Annotated in this window: 18 protein-coding genes; 17 read left to right on the top strand and 1 reads right to left on the bottom strand. The window is 28.4% G+C overall.

All coding sequences use genetic code 11. The features are described 5' to 3' along the window. Positions 1-43: 43 nt before the first annotated feature. Both moaA and Q0617_RS01475 read left to right on the top strand, forming a co-directional pair. On the top strand, positions 44-1006 hold the full coding sequence (gene moaA, locus Q0617_RS01480) for a GTP 3',8-cyclase MoaA (RefSeq protein WP_298749703.1): 963 nt from the start codon (positions 44-46) through the stop codon (positions 1004-1006). 147 nt (positions 1007-1153) lie between these two features. Then, positions 1154-2218, top strand: a complete 1065-nt coding sequence (locus tag Q0617_RS01475; protein ID WP_298749701.1) for a hypothetical protein — start codon at positions 1154-1156, stop codon at positions 2216-2218. An 18-nt stretch (positions 2219-2236) separates the two neighbouring features. Here the strand turns inward: Q0617_RS01475 and Q0617_RS01470 are convergent, their stop codons facing one another. Beyond that, complete coding sequence (locus tag Q0617_RS01470; RefSeq protein WP_298749699.1) at positions 2237-3022, bottom strand: ATP-binding cassette domain-containing protein; 786 nt, start codon at positions 3020-3022, stop codon at positions 2237-2239. A gap of 118 nt (positions 3023-3140) precedes the next feature. Here Q0617_RS01470 and Q0617_RS01465 point away from each other — a divergent pair, with 118 nt between their 5' ends. From Q0617_RS01465 to arsD, 15 genes are all read left to right on the top strand, one after another. Further along, positions 3141-3920 carry an ABC transporter permease subunit gene (locus Q0617_RS01465; protein ID WP_298749697.1) on the top strand — a complete coding sequence of 260 codons (780 nt, stop codon included), beginning with the start codon at positions 3141-3143 and terminating at the stop codon, positions 3918-3920. Continuing rightward, positions 3911-4660, top strand: a complete 750-nt coding sequence (locus Q0617_RS01460; RefSeq protein WP_298749695.1) for an ATP-binding cassette domain-containing protein — start codon at positions 3911-3913, stop codon at positions 4658-4660. Before Q0617_RS01465 ends, Q0617_RS01460 begins: the two co-directional genes overlap by 10 nt. Beyond that, a complete protein-coding gene (locus Q0617_RS01455) occupies positions 4657-5898 on the top strand; it encodes an NnrS family protein (RefSeq protein WP_298749693.1) in 1242 nt (413 codons plus the stop codon). The genes Q0617_RS01460 and Q0617_RS01455 overlap by 4 nt, the downstream gene beginning before the upstream one ends. 30 nt (positions 5899-5928) lie before the next feature. After that, positions 5929-6906: an ABC transporter substrate-binding protein gene (locus Q0617_RS01450; RefSeq protein ID WP_298749691.1), complete on the top strand. Its 978-nt coding sequence runs from the start codon at positions 5929-5931 to the stop codon at positions 6904-6906. Positions 6907-6916: 10 nt separating this feature from the next. Beyond that, on the top strand, positions 6917-8971 hold the full coding sequence (locus Q0617_RS01445) for a TonB-dependent receptor (protein WP_298749689.1): 2055 nt from the start codon (positions 6917-6919) through the stop codon (positions 8969-8971). Positions 8972-9078: 107 nt separating this feature from the next. Continuing rightward, entirely contained in the window at positions 9079-9351 is a 273-nt protein-coding gene (gene rpsO, locus Q0617_RS01440; RefSeq protein WP_298749687.1) for a 30S ribosomal protein S15, read from the top strand. Between the two features lie 145 nt (positions 9352-9496). Next, positions 9497-9898, top strand: coding sequence for an Rrf2 family transcriptional regulator (locus Q0617_RS01435; RefSeq protein WP_298749685.1), 402 nt, complete (start codon positions 9497-9499; stop codon positions 9896-9898). After that, entirely contained in the window at positions 9895-10947 is a 1053-nt protein-coding gene (locus Q0617_RS01430; RefSeq protein ID WP_298749683.1) for a phosphoesterase, read from the top strand. Before Q0617_RS01435 ends, Q0617_RS01430 begins: the two co-directional genes overlap by 4 nt. 116 nt (positions 10948-11063) lie before the next feature. After that, complete coding sequence (locus Q0617_RS01425; RefSeq protein WP_298749681.1) at positions 11064-12329, top strand: response regulator; 1266 nt, start codon at positions 11064-11066, stop codon at positions 12327-12329. Then, positions 12329-13495 (top strand): murein transglycosylase domain-containing protein, encoded by a 1167-nt coding sequence (locus Q0617_RS01420; protein ID WP_298749679.1) that lies wholly within the window; start codon positions 12329-12331, stop codon positions 13493-13495. The genes Q0617_RS01425 and Q0617_RS01420 overlap by 1 nt, the downstream gene beginning before the upstream one ends. A 115-nt stretch (positions 13496-13610) precedes the next feature. After that, positions 13611-15725 carry a methyl-accepting chemotaxis protein gene (locus Q0617_RS01415; RefSeq protein ID WP_298749677.1) on the top strand — a complete coding sequence of 705 codons (2115 nt, stop codon included), beginning with the start codon at positions 13611-13613 and terminating at the stop codon, positions 15723-15725. Positions 15726-15846: 121 nt separating this feature from the next. After that, entirely contained in the window at positions 15847-16155 is a 309-nt protein-coding gene (locus tag Q0617_RS01410; protein ID WP_298749674.1) for a metalloregulator ArsR/SmtB family transcription factor, read from the top strand. Further along, the gene (locus Q0617_RS01405; protein ID WP_298749672.1) at positions 16152-17405 is read left to right on the top strand and encodes an arsenic transporter; all 1254 of its coding nucleotides are present in this window, start codon (positions 16152-16154) and stop codon (positions 17403-17405) included. The genes Q0617_RS01410 and Q0617_RS01405 overlap by 4 nt, the downstream gene beginning before the upstream one ends. 128 nt (positions 17406-17533) lie before the next feature. Then, the gene (locus tag Q0617_RS01400; RefSeq protein WP_298749670.1) at positions 17534-17932 is read left to right on the top strand and encodes an arsenate reductase ArsC; all 399 of its coding nucleotides are present in this window, start codon (positions 17534-17536) and stop codon (positions 17930-17932) included. After that, a complete protein-coding gene (gene arsD / locus Q0617_RS01395; protein ID WP_298749669.1) occupies positions 17932-18255 on the top strand; it encodes an arsenite efflux transporter metallochaperone ArsD in 324 nt (107 codons plus the stop codon). The genes Q0617_RS01400 and arsD overlap by 1 nt, the downstream gene beginning before the upstream one ends.

Raw genomic sequence — 18255 nt, 5'->3', positions numbered from 1 at the left:
TTTAATATTAAGTGGCAAATTTTTGACACTTGAAGGTGATTTTATGTTAAAAGATGGACATGGTAGAGTAGTTGATTATTTAAGAGTCTCTGTAACTGAAAGATGCAACTTTAGATGTCAATATTGTATGCCAGAAAAACCATTTTCTTGGGTACCTAAAGAAGAACTTCTCTCTTATGAAGATTTATTCAAATTTATCAAAGTATGTATTGATAGAGGTGTGAAAAAAGTAAGGATTACAGGTGGAGAACCGCTTTTAAGAGAAGGATTGGATAACTTTATAGAGATGATATCTAAATATAAAGATGATATTGATTTGGCCCTTACTACAAATGGATATCTACTACCAAAATCAGCACAAAAACTAGCAGATGCAGGGCTTAAAAGAATAAATGTATCTTTAGATAGCCTCATACCAGACGTTGCACATAAAATTGCACAAAAAGATGTATTACCTACAGTATTAAAAGGTATTGAAGCAGCCCATAGTGCAGGACTTAAAATAAAAATAAACTGCGTACCAATGCAAGGGATAAATGATAACGAGCTTTGTGATTTAGTAGAGTTTTGTAAATCAAAAGGTTATCCCATAAGATTTATCGAATTCATGGAAAATGACCATGCAAAAGATGGTGCAAAGGGGTATAACTCAATTCAAATACAAAATATCTTAAAAGCAAAATATAGTTTTAAAAAACTTGAGAGAAGTGGTAGCTCTCCATCACAGGATTATATTATGGAAGATGGTTATGTATTTGGGATAATTGAACCTCATAAAGATGATTTTTGTGCTACATGCAATCGTATAAGACTAACTGCAAGTGGAGTTTTAATCCCTTGTTTATATTTTGAAGATTCTCAAAGTATAAAAGAGGCTATTCAAAATAATGACATAGACAAAGCAGCTGCAATTTTAAATGATGTACTATTAAATAAGCCAGAAAAGAACAAATGGTCTGAAAACCCTGAGGTTTCAGCACGGGCTTTTTATGAAACTGGTGGATAATGATATAAAAACTGCTTCTTCATTTCTTTATATTAACTAAAAAACAAAATAATAAATAATATTATTTATTATTTTGACACTTTTTCTATTCTCTTTATTAAAAAAAAATACTATCATTGATAATAACTAATTAAAAAAGGAGTTATTATGATAATAGAATCGTCAAATGTGAAAATTAGTTCACAAACGAAAAGCTCTTTTGAGATGATTACACAATCTCAAGTAGATTTTAGCCATGAAGTATTAGGTTTTATGAATGTAAACGAAGATACACAAAAATTAGAATCTGATGGATATAAAAAAGAACATACAGATAAAAATATGGCAACAAATGACAATGAAGTAGAAAGTGCAAATGATGTTTCTAAGAGTGGTAATTTTTTGAGTCCCTACGAAGAGATTGAAAGAATGATTTTAGAGATGATACTTGCAAGCTTTTTTGGCGGAAAAGAAAATGATAAAATGGCTAGTTTAAAAGATATTAAATGCCAAGAAAACGAACCAGCTTTTGATGCCCAAAAGATGCTTATAAAAAATAAAATATCAATTGAGAGAAGTTATGAATATAGTAGAAGTGATTCAATTGAGTTTAATACACAAGCAACTATAAAAACTAAAGATAATAAAGATATTAATATCGATTTAGACTTATCTTACACAAGAGAATTTTATGAAAAACATAGTGAAAAACTAGTTTTTGAAGAGACACATTTTTTAGACCCACTTGTTATTCAATATGATTGTGAAGCAAGTGCTTTTGATAGTCTAAGTGACACTATGTGTTTTAATTTTGATATCAATAGTGATGGAACTGAAAAAGAACTACCACTTTTAAAAGATGGAAATGGTTTTTTAGTATTAGATAAAAATCAAAATGGAACAATAGATGATGGAAGTGAACTTTTTGGACCTTCATCTAATGATGGCTTTGGTGAGTTGAGTGAGTATGATAGTGATGGAAATAATTGGATTGATGAAAATGATTCAATATTTAAAGATTTGAGAATTTGGACAAAAGATGAAAGTGGCACTGAGAATTTAATAGCCCTTGGACAAACTGGAATAGGTGCACTTTATTTGGGTGATGTTGGAGCTGATATGGCTTATAATAAATCTGCAAATGAGAGTTTAGCACATCTAAAATCTAACTCAATATTTTTACGAGAAGATGGAACTGCAGGAATTATTTCTTCATTAGATTTTCTTTCATAAAAAGAGCTTTTGCTCTTTTTATATTTCTTCTATAAAGTATCTACTTTTTGATGAGTTGATTTTAAGTTTTATACCAAAAGTTTCTGAGATATTTTCAGAGTTTAAAATCTCCTCTTTTATACCTTGTTTGTAAATAGTTTCGTTTTTTATGAGTGCTATATGTGTAATTTCATCGAAAACTTCTTCTATATGATGGGTTACTAAAATAATAGTTGTCTTTTGACTTAATTTTCGCAATAACTTTATAAAATTCAATTGTGCTTTTATATCAAGTCCAACTGTTGGTTCATCAAGAATAAATGCCTTTGGCTCATGAATTAAAGCTCGACCAATAATACATTTTCTTAGTTGTCCGGTACTCATTTTTGCTACAGTTTTATCTTTCAATTCTGGTATTTCTAAAAATGCTAAGATTTCATCTGCTTTTTTATGTTGTTGTAAAGTAAAATCTTGATGTTTAAAAACGCCAATAGAGGAGTAGTATCCACTAATTACTACTTCATAACCAGTTAAAAATTTACCCTGATCATAAATATAGTTGTGCAAATCATTTGTAATAATTCCCATAGCTTTTCTTAAATCAGTAAGTGAATACCTCTGTTTTCCCAAGATTAACTTTTTATGTGGATAGTTTTGTCTTGGATGAATTTGTGAGGCTATAAGCTTTATAAGGGTTGATTTTCCACTACCATTAGCACCCAAAATAGCCCAATGTTGGTTATCTTCTATTTTTAAATTAACTTCTTTTAGTATAAGTTTGTCATCATAACTTACGTGTATATTTTCAAAATCTATAATATTCATAATAAAACCTTTTTAAAAAGTCTATTTTATCAAAAATATTAAAAAGATTGATTTATATCAATGATAATTATTATTAATATTGATATTCTACGGAAATTTATTAAATTGGATTACAAAAATGAACTTTTTTATAAAAATAATAAAAGACTTCCCTTCATATCTATGGAGTGGTTGGGGTGCAATTTCTTCCATATTTTTGTTTCTTGCTTTATGGGATATGGGAAACCAAATATATGGAGACTTAATATTACCCAGTCCTAAAGAGACTTTTTTAACTCTTTTTGAAATGTTAAAAAATGAAAGTATGTTACAGGAAATAGTCATTACCACAAAAAGAGCCGTTGTTGGCTTTTCTATCTCTTTATTTTTTGGGACACTTTTAGGGTTACTTTCGGGTCTTTTTATTACAACCTCAATGATGAGCAGACCCATAGTCACTATTCTTATGGGAATGCCACCTATAGCTTGGATAGTTTTGGCAATGATTTGGTTTGGGATGGGGGATATGACAGTAATTTTTACTGTGATTGTAGCTTCTTTTCCTATTATTTTTATAGGTGCTTTACAAGGAACAAGAACCCTTGAAGGAGATTTAAAACAGATGGCTGATAGTTTTCATCTTCCTTTTAAGATGAAATTGTTTGATTTATATTTCCCCCATATATTTTCTTATATTTTTCCAGCATGGATTGGAGCTTTAGGTATGGCTTGGAAAATTGTTGTTATGGCTGAATTATTATCTGCAAATGATGGAATAGGTTCTGCTTTAGCAATTGCAAGAAGTCAACTTGATACGCCAACTGCTTTAGCTTTAGTTGTAATTATGATTGGAACTTTACTCTTCATTGAATATCTTATTTTAGAGCCTATAAAAAGAGAGGTTGAGTCATGGAGATAATAGAAGAGTTAAAAGTTCTAAATGTATCACATTCTTTTGGTTTCAGTGATATTTTAAAAGATATAAGTTTTACTTTAAAAAAAGGAAAAGTTATATCAATAGTAGGACCCAGTGGTGGTGGTAAAACGACTTTACTGCATCTTTGTGCAAAATTATTGACACTTGAAATGGGAAAGATAAAAAACAGTTTTAAAAGCTCTTCTTTTGCTTTTCAAGAAGCAAGACTTCTTCCTTGGAAAAATGTCATTGATAATATTGCTCTAGGATTAAAAGCACAAGGTATGGCAAAAGATAAAAGAGAAAAAGAGGCAAAAGAAATTGCTTTAAAATTTGGTTTAGAAAAAGATGATTTTTATAAATTCCCAAAAGATTTAAGTGGAGGAATGAAACAAAGAGTCTCATTTGCAAGAGCACTAGTGACAAATCCAACTTTACTTTTTTTAGATGAACCTTTTTCTGCTTTAGATATTGGATTAAAAAAAGAGTTACAAGCTTTATTACTTCAAATAATTGAAGAGAAAGAGTTAAGTATTCTTTTTATAACACATGATTTGATGGAAGCGATAAAACTAAGTGATGAGGTGCTTGTTTTAAAAGCTGAACCCGTAGGTCATATCATTAAAAGTTTCATGTTTAATTATCCTAAAAATCTAAGAGACAATACTTTTGTGTATGAACAAACAGCAAAACTTTTAAGTGATGAAACTATTATAAATACATTTGAATTGGAATTAAAATGACAGAAGAAACAAAAAAACAATACGCAACAAATCATTATACGCACTATCCAAAAGGAGAATATCCTTCTTATTTGGCATATGCCTTTAGACCTATGTTTTTAGTTCTTGCTCCTTATATTGCGGTTTCAATCATATTATGGTCTTTTGTGTTTGCTGGGTATATTTCTCTTCCTTTTATAAGTGATCTTCTTAGTTGGCACATGTATGAAATGATATTTGGAATAGGAAGTGCTGGAATTGTAGCTTTTTTTCTAACGGGTGCTCCTGAATTATTTCCTGGAACCATTCCTATTGTTGGGAAAAAATTAGCATTTATTATTCTTTTATGGGTAGTAGGGCGAATCAGTTTTTGGTGTATGGATTATTTGGGTATTTATTTTGTCGGTTTTATAAATATATCTTTACTTATTTATATTACTGCACTTGTGATAAAACCTCTTTTTGCTGATATTACAAAAAGGCATATTTCCCTTGGTTTTTCACTTGTCTCTTTGATTGTAACTCAAACCTTATTTTTTGCAAGTTCTGCAGGCTTCATCTCTTTTGATACTCATTCAATCATGCTTTTATCCCTTGGATTATTTATGGTTTTAATCTTATTGGCTCTTCGTAGAGTTAATATGGAAGCTATCAATGAGATATTAGAACAGGAAGGGATTGATGAAACCTTTTATGCCAGATCACCAAGATACAATCTTGCTATTTTTTGTGTAATTCTGTACAGCTTTGTAGAGTTTTTTTATCCTCAAAATTCTATTTTAGGATATTTTGCTTTTGCGAGTGCAGCTGCCATTTTAAATATTTTAAATGATTTTATTTTAGAAGATAACAATATTTTATTTAAACCTTTTGTTGTTTATTTGATGAGTATTTTAATTTTAATGGCAATTGGTTATGGGCTTTTGGGATTTGATTATCTCGATGATAGCATATATGCTTTAAATCATTTTCGACATTTTTTGACAACTGGAGTTTTTGGAATAGTCTTTTTCATAGTGATGGTTGTTATTTCAACAGTGCATACAGGAAGAGAACTGTTTACAAACTTTTGGTTAAATCTTGGAGTTTTTTTAATAATTCTAGCAACAATAATTAGAAGTTTTATTCCCTTTTACGAAGAGTTTTCGATGATGGCATATATCAGTTCTTCGATTTTTTGGGCCATTCCTTTTATGATTTATATGAAAATATTTTTTCCTTTTTTAGTCAATAAAAGAGCTGATGGCATACCCGGTTAAAACAAAATTTAAGTATACAAAGGAGTATATATGAAACAATTATTAAGTGTGTTAGTTATGGCTGTTTTTTTATTTTCAAGTGAAATAAAAGAACAAATAACAATAAAAGTGGCTGGTCCATTTGCAAGTGTATCCCACCCCATTATACATATGGCACAGAACCAATCTCTGAAAGACTTGGGAATAAATATAGAGTTTGTGCTTTGGAAAAATCCAGATGAATTGAGAGCTTTGATTTTAAGCAAAGATATAAATTTTATAGCAATACCTACCAATGTTGCTGCAAATTTATATAACAAAGGAATAGATATAAAACTTTTAAATGTCTCTATTTGGGGAATACTAGGAATGATAAGTAGAGACCCCACGTTAAAAACATTAAAAGATTTTAAAGGAAAGGAAATTGTGGTTCCTTTTAGAGCTGATATGCCAGATATTATTTTTAAAGAATTAATAAAAAAATCTGGTTTAGATTCTCAAAAAGATTTTAACTTACGATATGTATCTAGTCCAATTGATGCGATGCAAATGTTAATTTTAAGAAGAGTTGATCATGCTTTATTAGCTGAACCTGCTATTTCAATAGCTTTACGAAAAACAAAATCTTTCCCACTCAGTGTTGTTGCCCCTGACCTGTATAGAAGTGTTGATTTACAAAAAGAATGGGGAAAACTATTTGTTACAAAAGCTAAATTACCACAAGCAGGAATTGCTTATATAGGAGATACAAAAGGAAAAGAAGAATTAATAAATAGATTTTTACAAGAGTATTCAAAATCACTTGTATGGTACAAAGAAAATCCTGTTGAAGCTTCAAAGTTAATAGTAAAAGAGCTTCCAATGTTAGAAGAAAAAGGTTTGGCTGACTCTATTTCTCATATATTATTTGAAAATATAAAAGCACTTGATGCAAAAGATGATTTAGACTTTTTCTTTAATATTTTAAAAAAAAATGACCCAAAATCAATAGGTGGAGAAATCCCTAATTCAAATTTATATTATAAATAAAAGGACAAAAATGAAAAAAATAATTTTAATCTCGGCAATAACAAGTTTGATTTTATTTCAAGATAGTTTTGCTAATACTATTTTAGAGGATGTAATTGTAACCACAGCTACAAAAACTGAAAAAAATATTCAAGGGGTCAGTGCTTCTGTTATTGTAGTTACTCAGAAAGATATTGAGCGAATAGCAGCTTCAACATTAAAAGATGTGTTTGAAAAAATACCTTCAATAAATGCACAATTTGGAAGATTTCCTCATCCTAGTTCAGCTTCAAAAGCTTCTATATCTATTAGAGGAGCAGGAGCAAATGGAACTTTGATTTTAATTGATGGAAAAAGGTTATCTGGGGAAACTGAAGGACCTTATGAGTTGAATAGAATACCAGCTTCAATGATTGAGAGAATCGAGATAGTAAAAGGTTCTATGTCTACTCTTTATGGTTCTGACGCTATTGGAGGAGTAATTAATATAATTACAAAAAAAATTGAAACAAATAGTTCAACTATTGATATAAAATATGGACAAGGTGAAGAAGGTAAAGCTAAAGAAAAGAACATAAACTTTACTACACGTGGAGTAACAAATGAATTTAGATATAAACTTTTTGGATCAATAATAGACACCACTTCTTATAGTAAAAATAAATCATATTCACAAGTAGCAACAAATCCATCAACCGGTGCAATTTTAGTTGGAAATTCACAAAATGGAGTTAATGGTTCAAGTAAAGTAACATATATAGATGAAGGAACTGTAAATAATATTGGGGGAAGAGTAGAAAAAGATTTAAATGATACATTAACTTTAGGTTTAGATGTAAATTATTTAGATGAAAACAGAAAAGGAACGTACTTAGGTAACGCTAAGTTTTCAGGAGGAGGGTTGATTCAAAATACTCCTGTTAATTCTGAAGATAATAATAAAAGAATTGATATATCATCTGATCTTAAATATGAAATATCAAATAATCTATCTGGGCAAACAAAGGTATATAGATCGTATTATAAAAAAAGAAATGAAACTACACCTATTAATTTCACTGGACCTGTTAATAAAAAATTTAGTGCAAATGTTACTATTGATACTTTAGAGTCAAATTTGACTTATCTTTTAAATGATTCAAATATTATTACAACTGGTCTTGAATATAGAAAAGAAACAAGAGATTCAAGTGCAATAAATATAGATCCAAGTTCAAGTGAATTTGTAACGAAAGTAGTAAAATATAAGTCACTATTTATTCAAGATGAAATGGCAATCACAGATAGTTTAAATGCAACTATGGGTACAAGATATGATAATATATCAAATGCAGATAATAAAGTTACTTTCCAAGCAGGATTGGTACAAAAATTAACAGATAAAACAAATCTTAGGGTAAATTATGCACAAGGATACAGAGCACCCGATATTGCAGAGTTATATGTAGTTTCACCTTCATATAAAGATGGGAAAAGATTTGGATCAGATGTGATTTTTGGACCAAAAACAAAAGCTTATGATTTAAAACCTGAACAGTCACAAACTTTTGAAATAGCTTTATCAAATAAATTGGAAAATCTTTTCTCAGAAATTGTTTTATTTAATACCAAAATAGATGATAAAATAGAACTTGCCTCATATGGAACGGGTAATGCAAAATATTATACTTCAGAAAATCTAGAAAAAGTTGATATAAAAGGGTTGGAGCTAAATATTGCTTACAATATTACTGAAAATAGTGACTTGAATTTTAATTTAACTTACTTAAATACAGAAGATAAAACTACAAAAAAAGAACTGTTATTTACTCCTGATTTATCAGCTTCTTTAGGTCTAAGTTACCAGATAATACCAAACTTAATAACAAATCTATCTATTAGATATATTGGAGAACAATATGCAAATAGTCAAAATACAACAAAAGCAGACGACTATTCATTGATTGATATTGGAATAAATTATGATATAAATAACACTTTAGCTATTTATGGTGGAATAGATAATATTTTTGATAAACAGTTAGAGGAAAATATTGGTGTAAATGTAGGGACATTTTTTTATACAGGAGTAAGAATTAAGTTTTAATTATTTTTAAATATATAATTATTAAACAAGATTTAAATAAAAATTAAATATAATTCGCTTCCATTTCAAAATGAAGTGAGATTAGTATACCTATTAGGAGGTCTTCTATGGCTTTAGATCAGGAAGTAAAAAACAGTATTATTGAAAAATACAGAAGAGATGAAAAAGATACAGGTTCTTGTGAAGTTCAAGTTGCAATTTTAACTGAGCAAATTAGAGTGTTAACAGAGCACTTAAAAATCAACAAAAAAGATCACTCATCTAGATTAGGTCTTTTAAAAATGGTTGGTAAAAGAAAAAGATTATTAAAATATCTAAGAGCTAAAGATTATGCTAGATTCGTAGAACTAGCTGGAGCTTTAGGAATTAGAGCTAAATAAGTTTAATTACTTAGTTTTAAAAAGGGTTGTAACCTTTAGGTTGCAACCCTTTTTTTTTAAACAAAAAAATTAATTTTTTTGTATAATGATTATTAATATTCTTTCTTGTAGAATATTATAAATTTAGAAAAGGAATCAATCCAAGATGTTATTGACTAAAAAAAGTGAGTATGCCCTTCTTTCTCTTATCTCTATAGCCAAAAGTGATAGTCCTAAAAATGTGGATGAACTCTCAAGAGAATTAAAAATTCCTAAATCTTTTTTAGCAAAAATTATGCAAAATCTAGCAAAAAGTCAAATAGTAATATCTCAAAGAGGTGTTAATGGAGGATTTATCCTTGCAAAACCCTATGACCAGCTTACAATTTTATCTATAACAACAGCTGCAGAAGAGAGAATTCCTTCTGTTTTTGAATGTGCACCATCTATGGAAGCTTGTCCTTCTGAATCAGGAAGTCTGTGTTCAGTATGGCCTTTATTAAATAATTTACAGGGAAAAATAAATCTATTTTTAGAAGATTTGACACTAAAGGATATCGCTCAATGATACTATTTCATGTCTCTCATACAGATTTAGATGGATATGGTTGTCAACTTTTAACAAAAGAGATTTTCTCTCAAAGTTACTATTTAAATGCAAATTATGGTTTAGAAGTAAAACAAAGTATTGTTTATTTTTTAGATATTATTAAAAATGAAGAGATAAAAGAAGATATTCTTTTTCTAATTACTGACGTAAATCTCACAATGGCAGAATCAAAATATTTAAACAATGAAACAATAAAATTAAATGAAGATGGCTACAATATAAAAGTACAACTTCTTGACCACCATGCTACTGGACAAAATTGTGCAGATAAATATGATTGGTATTTTTTAGATACTTCAAGGTGTGCTACTAAAATCACTTACGATTATTTCGTAAAAGAGTATGATGCTTTTAAAGATGAATCATATGCATGGTTAGAACCTTTAGTAAATGCAATAAATGCAATTGATATCTGGCTTGAAGATGAGGTTGAGAATTTTGAGTTTGGAAAAGTTTTACTTAGTATGATTTCAAAAGTAAGAGAGATAAATAATGTGCTTTTTGCAGATAAAAATAGAGATTTTAGAATATATTTATTAAAAAAAGCCTCTTCTTATATATCTCAAGAAAATGGAAATATTAAACTTGATAATGACATACATAGATTAAAAAAAGAGTTTTTAAATCTTGATAAAAATGATGATACTATTGATAATTTGAGTGCTAAATATTTGGTACATTCAATTATTAGTATTAAAGATGAATTAACAATTAATTATCAAGATAAAAAAGGAATTTTGACCTATACTTTAGGTGGTATTTCAATTCCAGCAAATGCATTTTTAAAAGCAAATAAAGATTATGATTTTTTTATTGATGTGTCAAAAAGAGGAAATGCAAGTTTTAGAGCAGATGGTAATTTAGATGTTGGTGTACTTGCCCAAAAGTTGGCAAATGGTGGTGGACATCCAAATGCTTCAGGATGTAAATTTGATGACTTTAGAGAAGTTATTAATTACAGTGATGTGAAAAAATATATTCAAAATAAACTTAATAATTTAAAGTAATTATTTTTTTTAGTTATTTTTTTATAAATTTACTTATTTTCTCTTAAAAACTCTCTTTTTATTGCTTTTTTTTGATAAGATTACAAGAAAAGTAGTTATTTTTTCAAGGTAGATTTATGGAAATTAGTAAGAATGGCCCTTTATCAAAAAAATTTAATATTATTTATGTAGAAGATGATGAACAAATAAGAAAAAATTTTGAAGATATTTTTAAAGAATTTTTCAAAAATGTATATATAGCAACAGATGGTGCAAAAGCCCTAGAAAAATACAATGACCTGCAAAAAGAAAATATAAGAGTAGATGCAATAATTAGTGATATCAATATGCCAAATATGAATGGGGTATCACTTTTAAAAGAAATCAGAAAACTCAATGAAGATATCCCTTTTTATTTTACAACTGCATATTCAGACGAAACTTATTTGATGGAATCAATAAAATTAAATGTTACATCATATTTTATAAAGCCTGTAGAAATTGAAAGTTTATTAGAAAAAGTTAGCAAAGATTGTCAAAAATATAATCAAAACCAAATTATTCAAAATCAAAAAAATGAATTAGAGAGATATTTACATGCTATAGATAATGTAGCAATTGTTTCTAAAACTGATTTAAAAGGTAATATCACATTTGCAAATGACTTCTTTTGTGAATTAGCAAAATATTCAAGAGATGAACTTCTAGGTCAACCTCATAATATAATTAGACATCCAGATTCTCCAAAAGAGGTTTTTAAAAATCTTTGGGAAACAATTCAAAAAGGTAAAACCTGGAATGGTAAAATTAAAAATCTTGCAAAAGATGGCTCTGTATATTATGTAAATAGTACAGTAATTCCTATTTTTGATGATTTGGGTGAAGAGATTATTGAGTATGTTGGTATTAGGTTTTTAACAACAGAAGAAGAGATTACAAAAAGAGAGTTTAGAAAAAAAGTAATCGATAATATTCAACAATCTAAGAGAAAAGAGTTAGAGTATATAAACAAAATAAAAAGACTAGAACAAGAAGTTAAAAAAAATCAAAAGCCAGATTTATCTGTATATTTGGAGCAAATGGATAATTTAAAAAGAAAAAATGGACAGTTAAAATCACAAGTAAACCAGTATGATAAACAGATTTTAGAGTATAGATTAAAAAATGAAAGCTTAATAGATAGTGCAAATAAAAAAGTTAGTGAGTCGGTGGTAATTTTAAAAAAGATAAAAACAGAAAATGATAAACTTCTAAAAGATTTTAAAGAACTTGAAGATGAAGTTGCTTTAAAAAAGGATGTGATTTTGGATTTACAAACTAGATTAGAAGAAAGAAACAAACGAATTGAAGATTTACTAGATGTAATAAAATTAAGAGATAAAGAGTTAAAAGAAAAGAGATAATGATAAGATTTGCTTTAATTTTTATAGTATTTTTTTTAACTTCATGTAGCGTGTCAGATGTCCAAAGTGTAGCAAGAGCAGCAATTAGTAAAGACCCTTCAGCTGTAATTAAAGCAATGGCAAGAGATAAAACTATTCAATATACAACAAACCCTAAAAAACTCAAAAATGATATCGATAGTTTAGATAAATTTTTATCAAACTTTATAAAAGAGATTTCAAATATTTGGGGTGAAAAAAATGTAAAAATTCCAAAACAAAAAGAGTATGTTAAATATATGCAAAACTACAAAAGTAGGGCATTGGTGGATTTTGACAAGGGAATAGTTACAATTGAAACCCTAGATGATAAAGATTATAAAAAGAGTTTAAAAAATGCAATTGTTACAACACTATTATTACCAGATGATCCAAGGGCTGCTGATTTATTTGAAGCAAAAAGTGTAAAACTAGGAGCTACTCCTTATTTATTAGGTGAGGTAAAGGATGACCAAAATAAAGAGATAAGGTATGAATGGAGAGCAAATAGGTTTGCTGATATTTTATTAAAAAAAGAGATAAAAACAAAAAGTATAAAAAATGCAGGAAAAGATGTAACAGTTTATTCTATTGATATTCCAATGGTAAAAGATCATGCAAATATAAGAGTTGCTAAATTTAAACCTTTGGTTAAAAGATTTGCTAAAAAATATAATCTTAGTGAAAATTTAGTATATGCAATAATTCAAACAGAGAGTAACTTTAATCAATTTGCAATAAGTAGTGCCAATGCCTATGGGCTTATGCAAATAGTGCCAACAAGTGCAGGACGAGATGCTTATAAGTATGCTAAAGGCAGAACTTGGACTCCTACAAAATCATACCTTTTTGATGCTCAAAATAATATTGAACTAGGAAGTGCTTATTTAAAAATCTTAGATAGTAAATATCTTGATGGAATAATAAATCCTATTTCAAAAGAGTATTGTATTATAAGTGCATATAATACTGGAAGTGGAAATGTTTTAAAAACATTTCATAAAAATAGAACAAGTGCAAAAGAGATAATAAATGAAAAAAATGCACAAGATGTATATGAAATATTGATTAATAATCTTCCATATGAAGAGACAAGAAATTATCTTAAAAAAGTAATTAAATACAAAAAAGATTTTATTAGTATCTAATTATAAATATTTAAATTATTTAAGTTAAATTAAATTTGATTTAAATAATAAAATATAAGTGACAATTAATTGTTTGTATTATAAGCTTAGGTATAAATTTTTATAAGGTAAGATTATGTTAGGTAGAAAAATATTTGGAAATTTAAATGTATTAAAGAAGATGCTTGTAATAGGAGCTTTAACTCTTTTATCATTTATTATAATTAGTGCTATTTTTTTGATGGCACAAAAAGACATGATGCTTTTTGAAAAAAAATCAAAGTTAACTAATATTGTCGAACTTTCATATAGTTTAGTTGAGCATGAATATAATGAATTTAAAGCAGGTACTATAGATGAACAAACTGCAAAAACAAATGCAATAAATGCTATTAAAAATCTAAGATATGATCTGACAAATTACATTTGGATTAATGATGACACAGAACCTTTTCCAAGAATGATTATGCATCCTATTTCTGAATCTTTAAATGGTAAAGTTCTTGATGATAATATGTTTGATAGTGCTTATAGTTTAGAGCATGGCAATGTAATTGAAGAGACAAATAATAAAAATATATTTCAAGCATTTGCAGAAATTTCAAATAAAAGCGGAAAAGGCTTTGTAAAATATAGCTGGACTAAAGCTTCAGAAGATGGAACAGTCTCAAAAACAAAATATCCAAAACTATCATATGTACAAAAGTTTGATGAGTGGGGTTGGGTTTTAGGTACTGGAATTTATATCGATGATATAGATACAGAGTTTAATAACAGTATTATAAAAGTTGTAATAATTATGGCAATAATATTGGCTGTTTTAATGATTTCATTCTCAATGGTAAGTAAAGATATTGTATCCAAAGTAGGGATTCTAAAAGAAGATTTAGAAAACTTTTTTGCATACTTAAATAGAGAAATTGATGAAATTCATCCTACTGCAATCACATGCAAAGATGAATTTGGAATGATGTCAAGAGTTGTAAATAAAAATATAGAAAGAACAAAAACTGGAATTGCAGAAGATAGAAAACTAATTGATGAAACCATATTAGTTTTAGGTGAGTTTGAACAGGGTGATTTATGTCAAAGATTAAATATGGATGTTAATAACCCTTCACTTATGCAGTTGAAAAAAGTACTAAATAATATGGCAGAACACCTTGAAAAAAATATAGATGGTGTTCTTGATATTCTTGAAGAGTACACTCATTATAAGTATTTAAATAAAGTTGAAACTAAAAATATTAAAGAAGATTTATTAAAACTTGCAAATGGTGTAAATGATTTAGGTAGTTCAATTACAGAGATATTGATTGAAAATAAAACGAACGGGCTTACACTAGATGAAGGTTCTGATGTTTTATTGGTAAATATGAATAAATTAAATTTAAGTTCAACAGAAGCTGCCGCTTCATTAGAAGAGACAGCAGCTGCGTTAGAACAAGTAACAGGAAATATTAGAAGTAATACTGACAATATTGCAAAAATGGCACAGCTTTCAAGTGATGTAACAAAATCTGCAAATGAAGGTGAAGAGTTAGCAAATAAAACTACAGGTGCAATGGAAGAGATAAATAATCAAGTTAGTTCAATCCATGAAGCAATCACAGTAATTGACCAAATAGCATTTCAGACAAATATACTATCACTAAATGCAGCAGTTGAAGCAGCAACAGCAGGAGAGGCTGGAAAAGGCTTTGCAGTTGTTGCCCAAGAGGTTAGAAATCTAGCAACAAGAAGTGCAGAAGCTGCAAAAGAGATAAAAGGAATAGTTGAACGTGCAACTTCAAAGGCAAATGAAGGTAAAGATATTGCAAATGATATGATAAATGGATATAAAAACCTAAATGTAAATATCACCCATACTATAAATTTAATAGCAGACATTGAAATGGCAAGTAAAGAGCAACTAGGTGGAATTGAACAGATTAATGATGCAGTTACAAAACTAGATAGACAAACACAAGAAAATGCATCAATAGCAGCAGAGACAAATAATATTGCAACAATTACCCATAATATATCTAAATTAATTGTGAGTAATGCCGACTCTAAAGAGTTTATAGGTAAAGAAAAAGTTAAAGCAAAAGCTTTAGACTTATCATCAAAAAAAGAAGATACAATGCAAAAAATTGAAAAAAAAGCTGAAGAGAAAAAAGAGAATAAAAAAATAGAAAAAGCTGTTCAAAAAAGCAATAATAAAGTAGAGTCAACAAGTTCTACTAAAGATGAGTGGGAGAGTTTTTAAGAAGTTGAGTTTAACTCAACTTCCCAAAACTCTTTTTTTTTATATTTATATATCAATATATCTTGATATATAAATATAAATCTGATATAATTTTAAAAATAAGAAATCAAGAAGGAAACCCTTGGAATATTTTTTAAATACAATTGGTTCAATAAATGATGAAACAAGAATTAAGATATTGAGATTTGTGGATGTAAATACAGAAGTTTGTGTATGTGATATAGAAAATTCATTTGATATGATTCAATCAAGAGTATCAAGACATCTAAAAATTTTAAAAGATGGTGGTTTTTTAAGTTTAAGAAGAGAAGGTCGGTGGGCATATTATAGTATTCGTAAACCTTTGGATATTTTTAGACAATCAATTATTAAAGAAATTGGGTATTTAGAAATAGATATTCCAAAGTTAGAAAAAGGTTGTGAAGTATGATACTTGCTAGTTCGATTTTTTTAGTAACTTTAATTTTTGTAATTTGGCAACCTCGTGGTTTGCAAATAGGAACAACAGCTGTAATCGGAGCAGTTGTAGCTTTACTTTTGCAAGTTGTTAGTTTAGAAGATGTCTTAATAGTCACAGACATAGTTTGGGATGCTACTTTAGCTTTTATAGGGATTATTATATTATCTATGGTTCTTGATGAGATAGGATTTTTTGAGTGGTGTGCCATCAAAATGGCAAAACTATCAAATGGAAATGGCCATTTGATGTTTGTATATGCCTTAGTTTTGGGTTCATTTGTTTCAGCTCTTTTTGCAAATGATGGAGCTGCACTTATTTTAACTCCTATATTGTTAGCAAAAATGAGAATTTTAAAACTTAATGCAAAAACAATTTTAGCTTTTCTTCTTGCAGGAGGTTTTATAAGCGATAGTGCCTCTTTACCTTTTGTATTTTCAAACCTTACAAATATAGTAACTGCAAACTATTTTGATATAGGTTTTATGCAGTACTTATCAAATATGTTTATACCTTATGTTGTTAGTACAATAGTTTCTATTATAGTTTTATGGCTAGTTTTACGAAATGATATTCCAAAAACAGTAGATACAAGCTTACTTAAAAATCCAGATGAGGTATTGAAAAATAAAACACTATTTAAATTTTCTTGGCTTTTCTTAGCTTTACTTTTAGTTGGATATTTTGTGGGAGATAGATATGATTTACCTATTTCAGTTTTTGCTTTAGGTGGAGCACTTATATTTTTAAGCATCGCTAGTTATACAAAATCAGCTCGTGCATGGCTTACAATAAAAACAGCACCTTGGCAGGTAGTTTGGTTTAGTATTGGTTTATATATAGTTGTGTATGGTCTAAAAAATGCAGGACTTACAGATTATCTTACAATAATTTTAAAAGATTTAAGTACCCAAGGAGATTTTGTAGCCATAATTGGGACAGGTTTTATTAGTGCATTTTTAAGTGCTATTATGAATAATATGCCAACAGTTATGATTATGGATATTGCACTAAAAGATATAGGGAATGAAACTTTAGCTTATGCAAATATCATTGGATGTAACCTAGGTCCTAAGATGACTCCATTTGGTTCTTTGGCAACTCTGCTTTGGCTTCATGTATTAAGTCAAAAGGGTGTAAAAATTGGATTTTGGCAATATAGTAAATTTGGATTAATAGTTACTCCACCTATACTATTTGTAGTTTTATTAACATTGATATAAGTGTAAGAGTAACTCGTTGCTCTCTTTAGGTTTTGTTACTTTTAGTTGGATTTATTCCAAGGGTAAAAAGTAATAATCAATATATATGGTCCCTTCAAAAATGGGACATTTTTTAAGGAGAAAAAAAGATGAAAAAAGTTTTGATTTTATGTACAGGGAATTCTTGTAGAAGTATTATTGCAGAGGCATTAATTAATGCTAAGCTTGATGGTGTAAGTGCAGATAGTTCAGGAGTAAAAGCAAGTGGAAGAGTAAATCCAAATGCTAAAAAATTACTTGAAGATAAGGGAATTTGGAAAGAAGAATATCATTCAAAAACGTTAGATACAGTTATTGAAAATGATTATGATTTGATAGTAACAGTTTGTGATCATGCAAATGAGACTTGTCCAATGTTCCCAAAACCAATACCAAAAATTCATGTAGGATTTGAAGATCCAGATGGAAAAGGATTTGATGCTTTTGAAGATACTTATAATGAAATAGATGAAGTACTTCTTCCTAAAATTGTGGAAGCATTAAAGTAATGAAAACATTGAAAATTTATGATCCAGCAATGTGTTGTCCAACAGGTGTTTGTGGAACAAGTGTTGATAGCAAACTTTTACAATTAGCAAGTTTTTTAAGTACACTAGATAAAAATATATTTGAAGTAAAAAGATTTGGACTATCAACACATCCTCAAGAGTATGTACTAAATAGTAAAGTCTCGGAAATATTAAATAAAGAGGGTGTTGAATCCTTACCACTGTTTTTTTTAGATGATGAATTGATTTTTTCTAAAGAGTATCCATCTATTCCAACACTTAGTTCAAAATTAGGTCTTGCTTCTTTTGTAGCAAGTATTTAA

Source organism: uncultured Arcobacter sp., from assembly GCF_937982575.1.
Taxonomy (GTDB): Bacteria; Campylobacterota; Campylobacteria; order Campylobacterales; family Arcobacteraceae; genus Arcobacter.
This window is presented reverse-complemented; position numbering and strand designations above follow the sequence as displayed.

Coding starts and splice junctions, on each gene's coding strand:
- moaA (WP_298749703.1), top strand. CDS start 44: ATGTTAAAAGATGGACATGGTAGAGTAGTTGATTATTTAAGAGTCTCT.
- Q0617_RS01475 (WP_298749701.1), top strand. CDS start 1,154: ATGATAATAGAATCGTCAAATGTGAAAATTAGTTCACAAACGAAAAGC.
- Q0617_RS01470 (WP_298749699.1), bottom strand. CDS start 3,022: ATGAATATTATAGATTTTGAAAATATACACGTAAGTTATGATGACAAA.
- Q0617_RS01465 (WP_298749697.1), top strand. CDS start 3,141: ATGAACTTTTTTATAAAAATAATAAAAGACTTCCCTTCATATCTATGG.
- Q0617_RS01460 (WP_298749695.1), top strand. CDS start 3,911: ATGGAGATAATAGAAGAGTTAAAAGTTCTAAATGTATCACATTCTTTT.
- Q0617_RS01455 (WP_298749693.1), top strand. CDS start 4,657: ATGACAGAAGAAACAAAAAAACAATACGCAACAAATCATTATACGCAC.
- Q0617_RS01450 (WP_298749691.1), top strand. CDS start 5,929: ATGAAACAATTATTAAGTGTGTTAGTTATGGCTGTTTTTTTATTTTCA.
- Q0617_RS01445 (WP_298749689.1), top strand. CDS start 6,917: ATGAAAAAAATAATTTTAATCTCGGCAATAACAAGTTTGATTTTATTT.
- rpsO (WP_298749687.1), top strand. CDS start 9,079: ATGGCTTTAGATCAGGAAGTAAAAAACAGTATTATTGAAAAATACAGA.
- Q0617_RS01435 (WP_298749685.1), top strand. CDS start 9,497: ATGTTATTGACTAAAAAAAGTGAGTATGCCCTTCTTTCTCTTATCTCT.
- Q0617_RS01430 (WP_298749683.1), top strand. CDS start 9,895: ATGATACTATTTCATGTCTCTCATACAGATTTAGATGGATATGGTTGT.
- Q0617_RS01425 (WP_298749681.1), top strand. CDS start 11,064: ATGGAAATTAGTAAGAATGGCCCTTTATCAAAAAAATTTAATATTATT.
- Q0617_RS01420 (WP_298749679.1), top strand. CDS start 12,329: ATGATAAGATTTGCTTTAATTTTTATAGTATTTTTTTTAACTTCATGT.
- Q0617_RS01415 (WP_298749677.1), top strand. CDS start 13,611: ATGTTAGGTAGAAAAATATTTGGAAATTTAAATGTATTAAAGAAGATG.
- Q0617_RS01405 (WP_298749672.1), top strand. CDS start 16,152: ATGATACTTGCTAGTTCGATTTTTTTAGTAACTTTAATTTTTGTAATT.
- Q0617_RS01400 (WP_298749670.1), top strand. CDS start 17,534: ATGAAAAAAGTTTTGATTTTATGTACAGGGAATTCTTGTAGAAGTATT.
- arsD (WP_298749669.1), top strand. CDS start 17,932: ATGAAAACATTGAAAATTTATGATCCAGCAATGTGTTGTCCAACAGGT.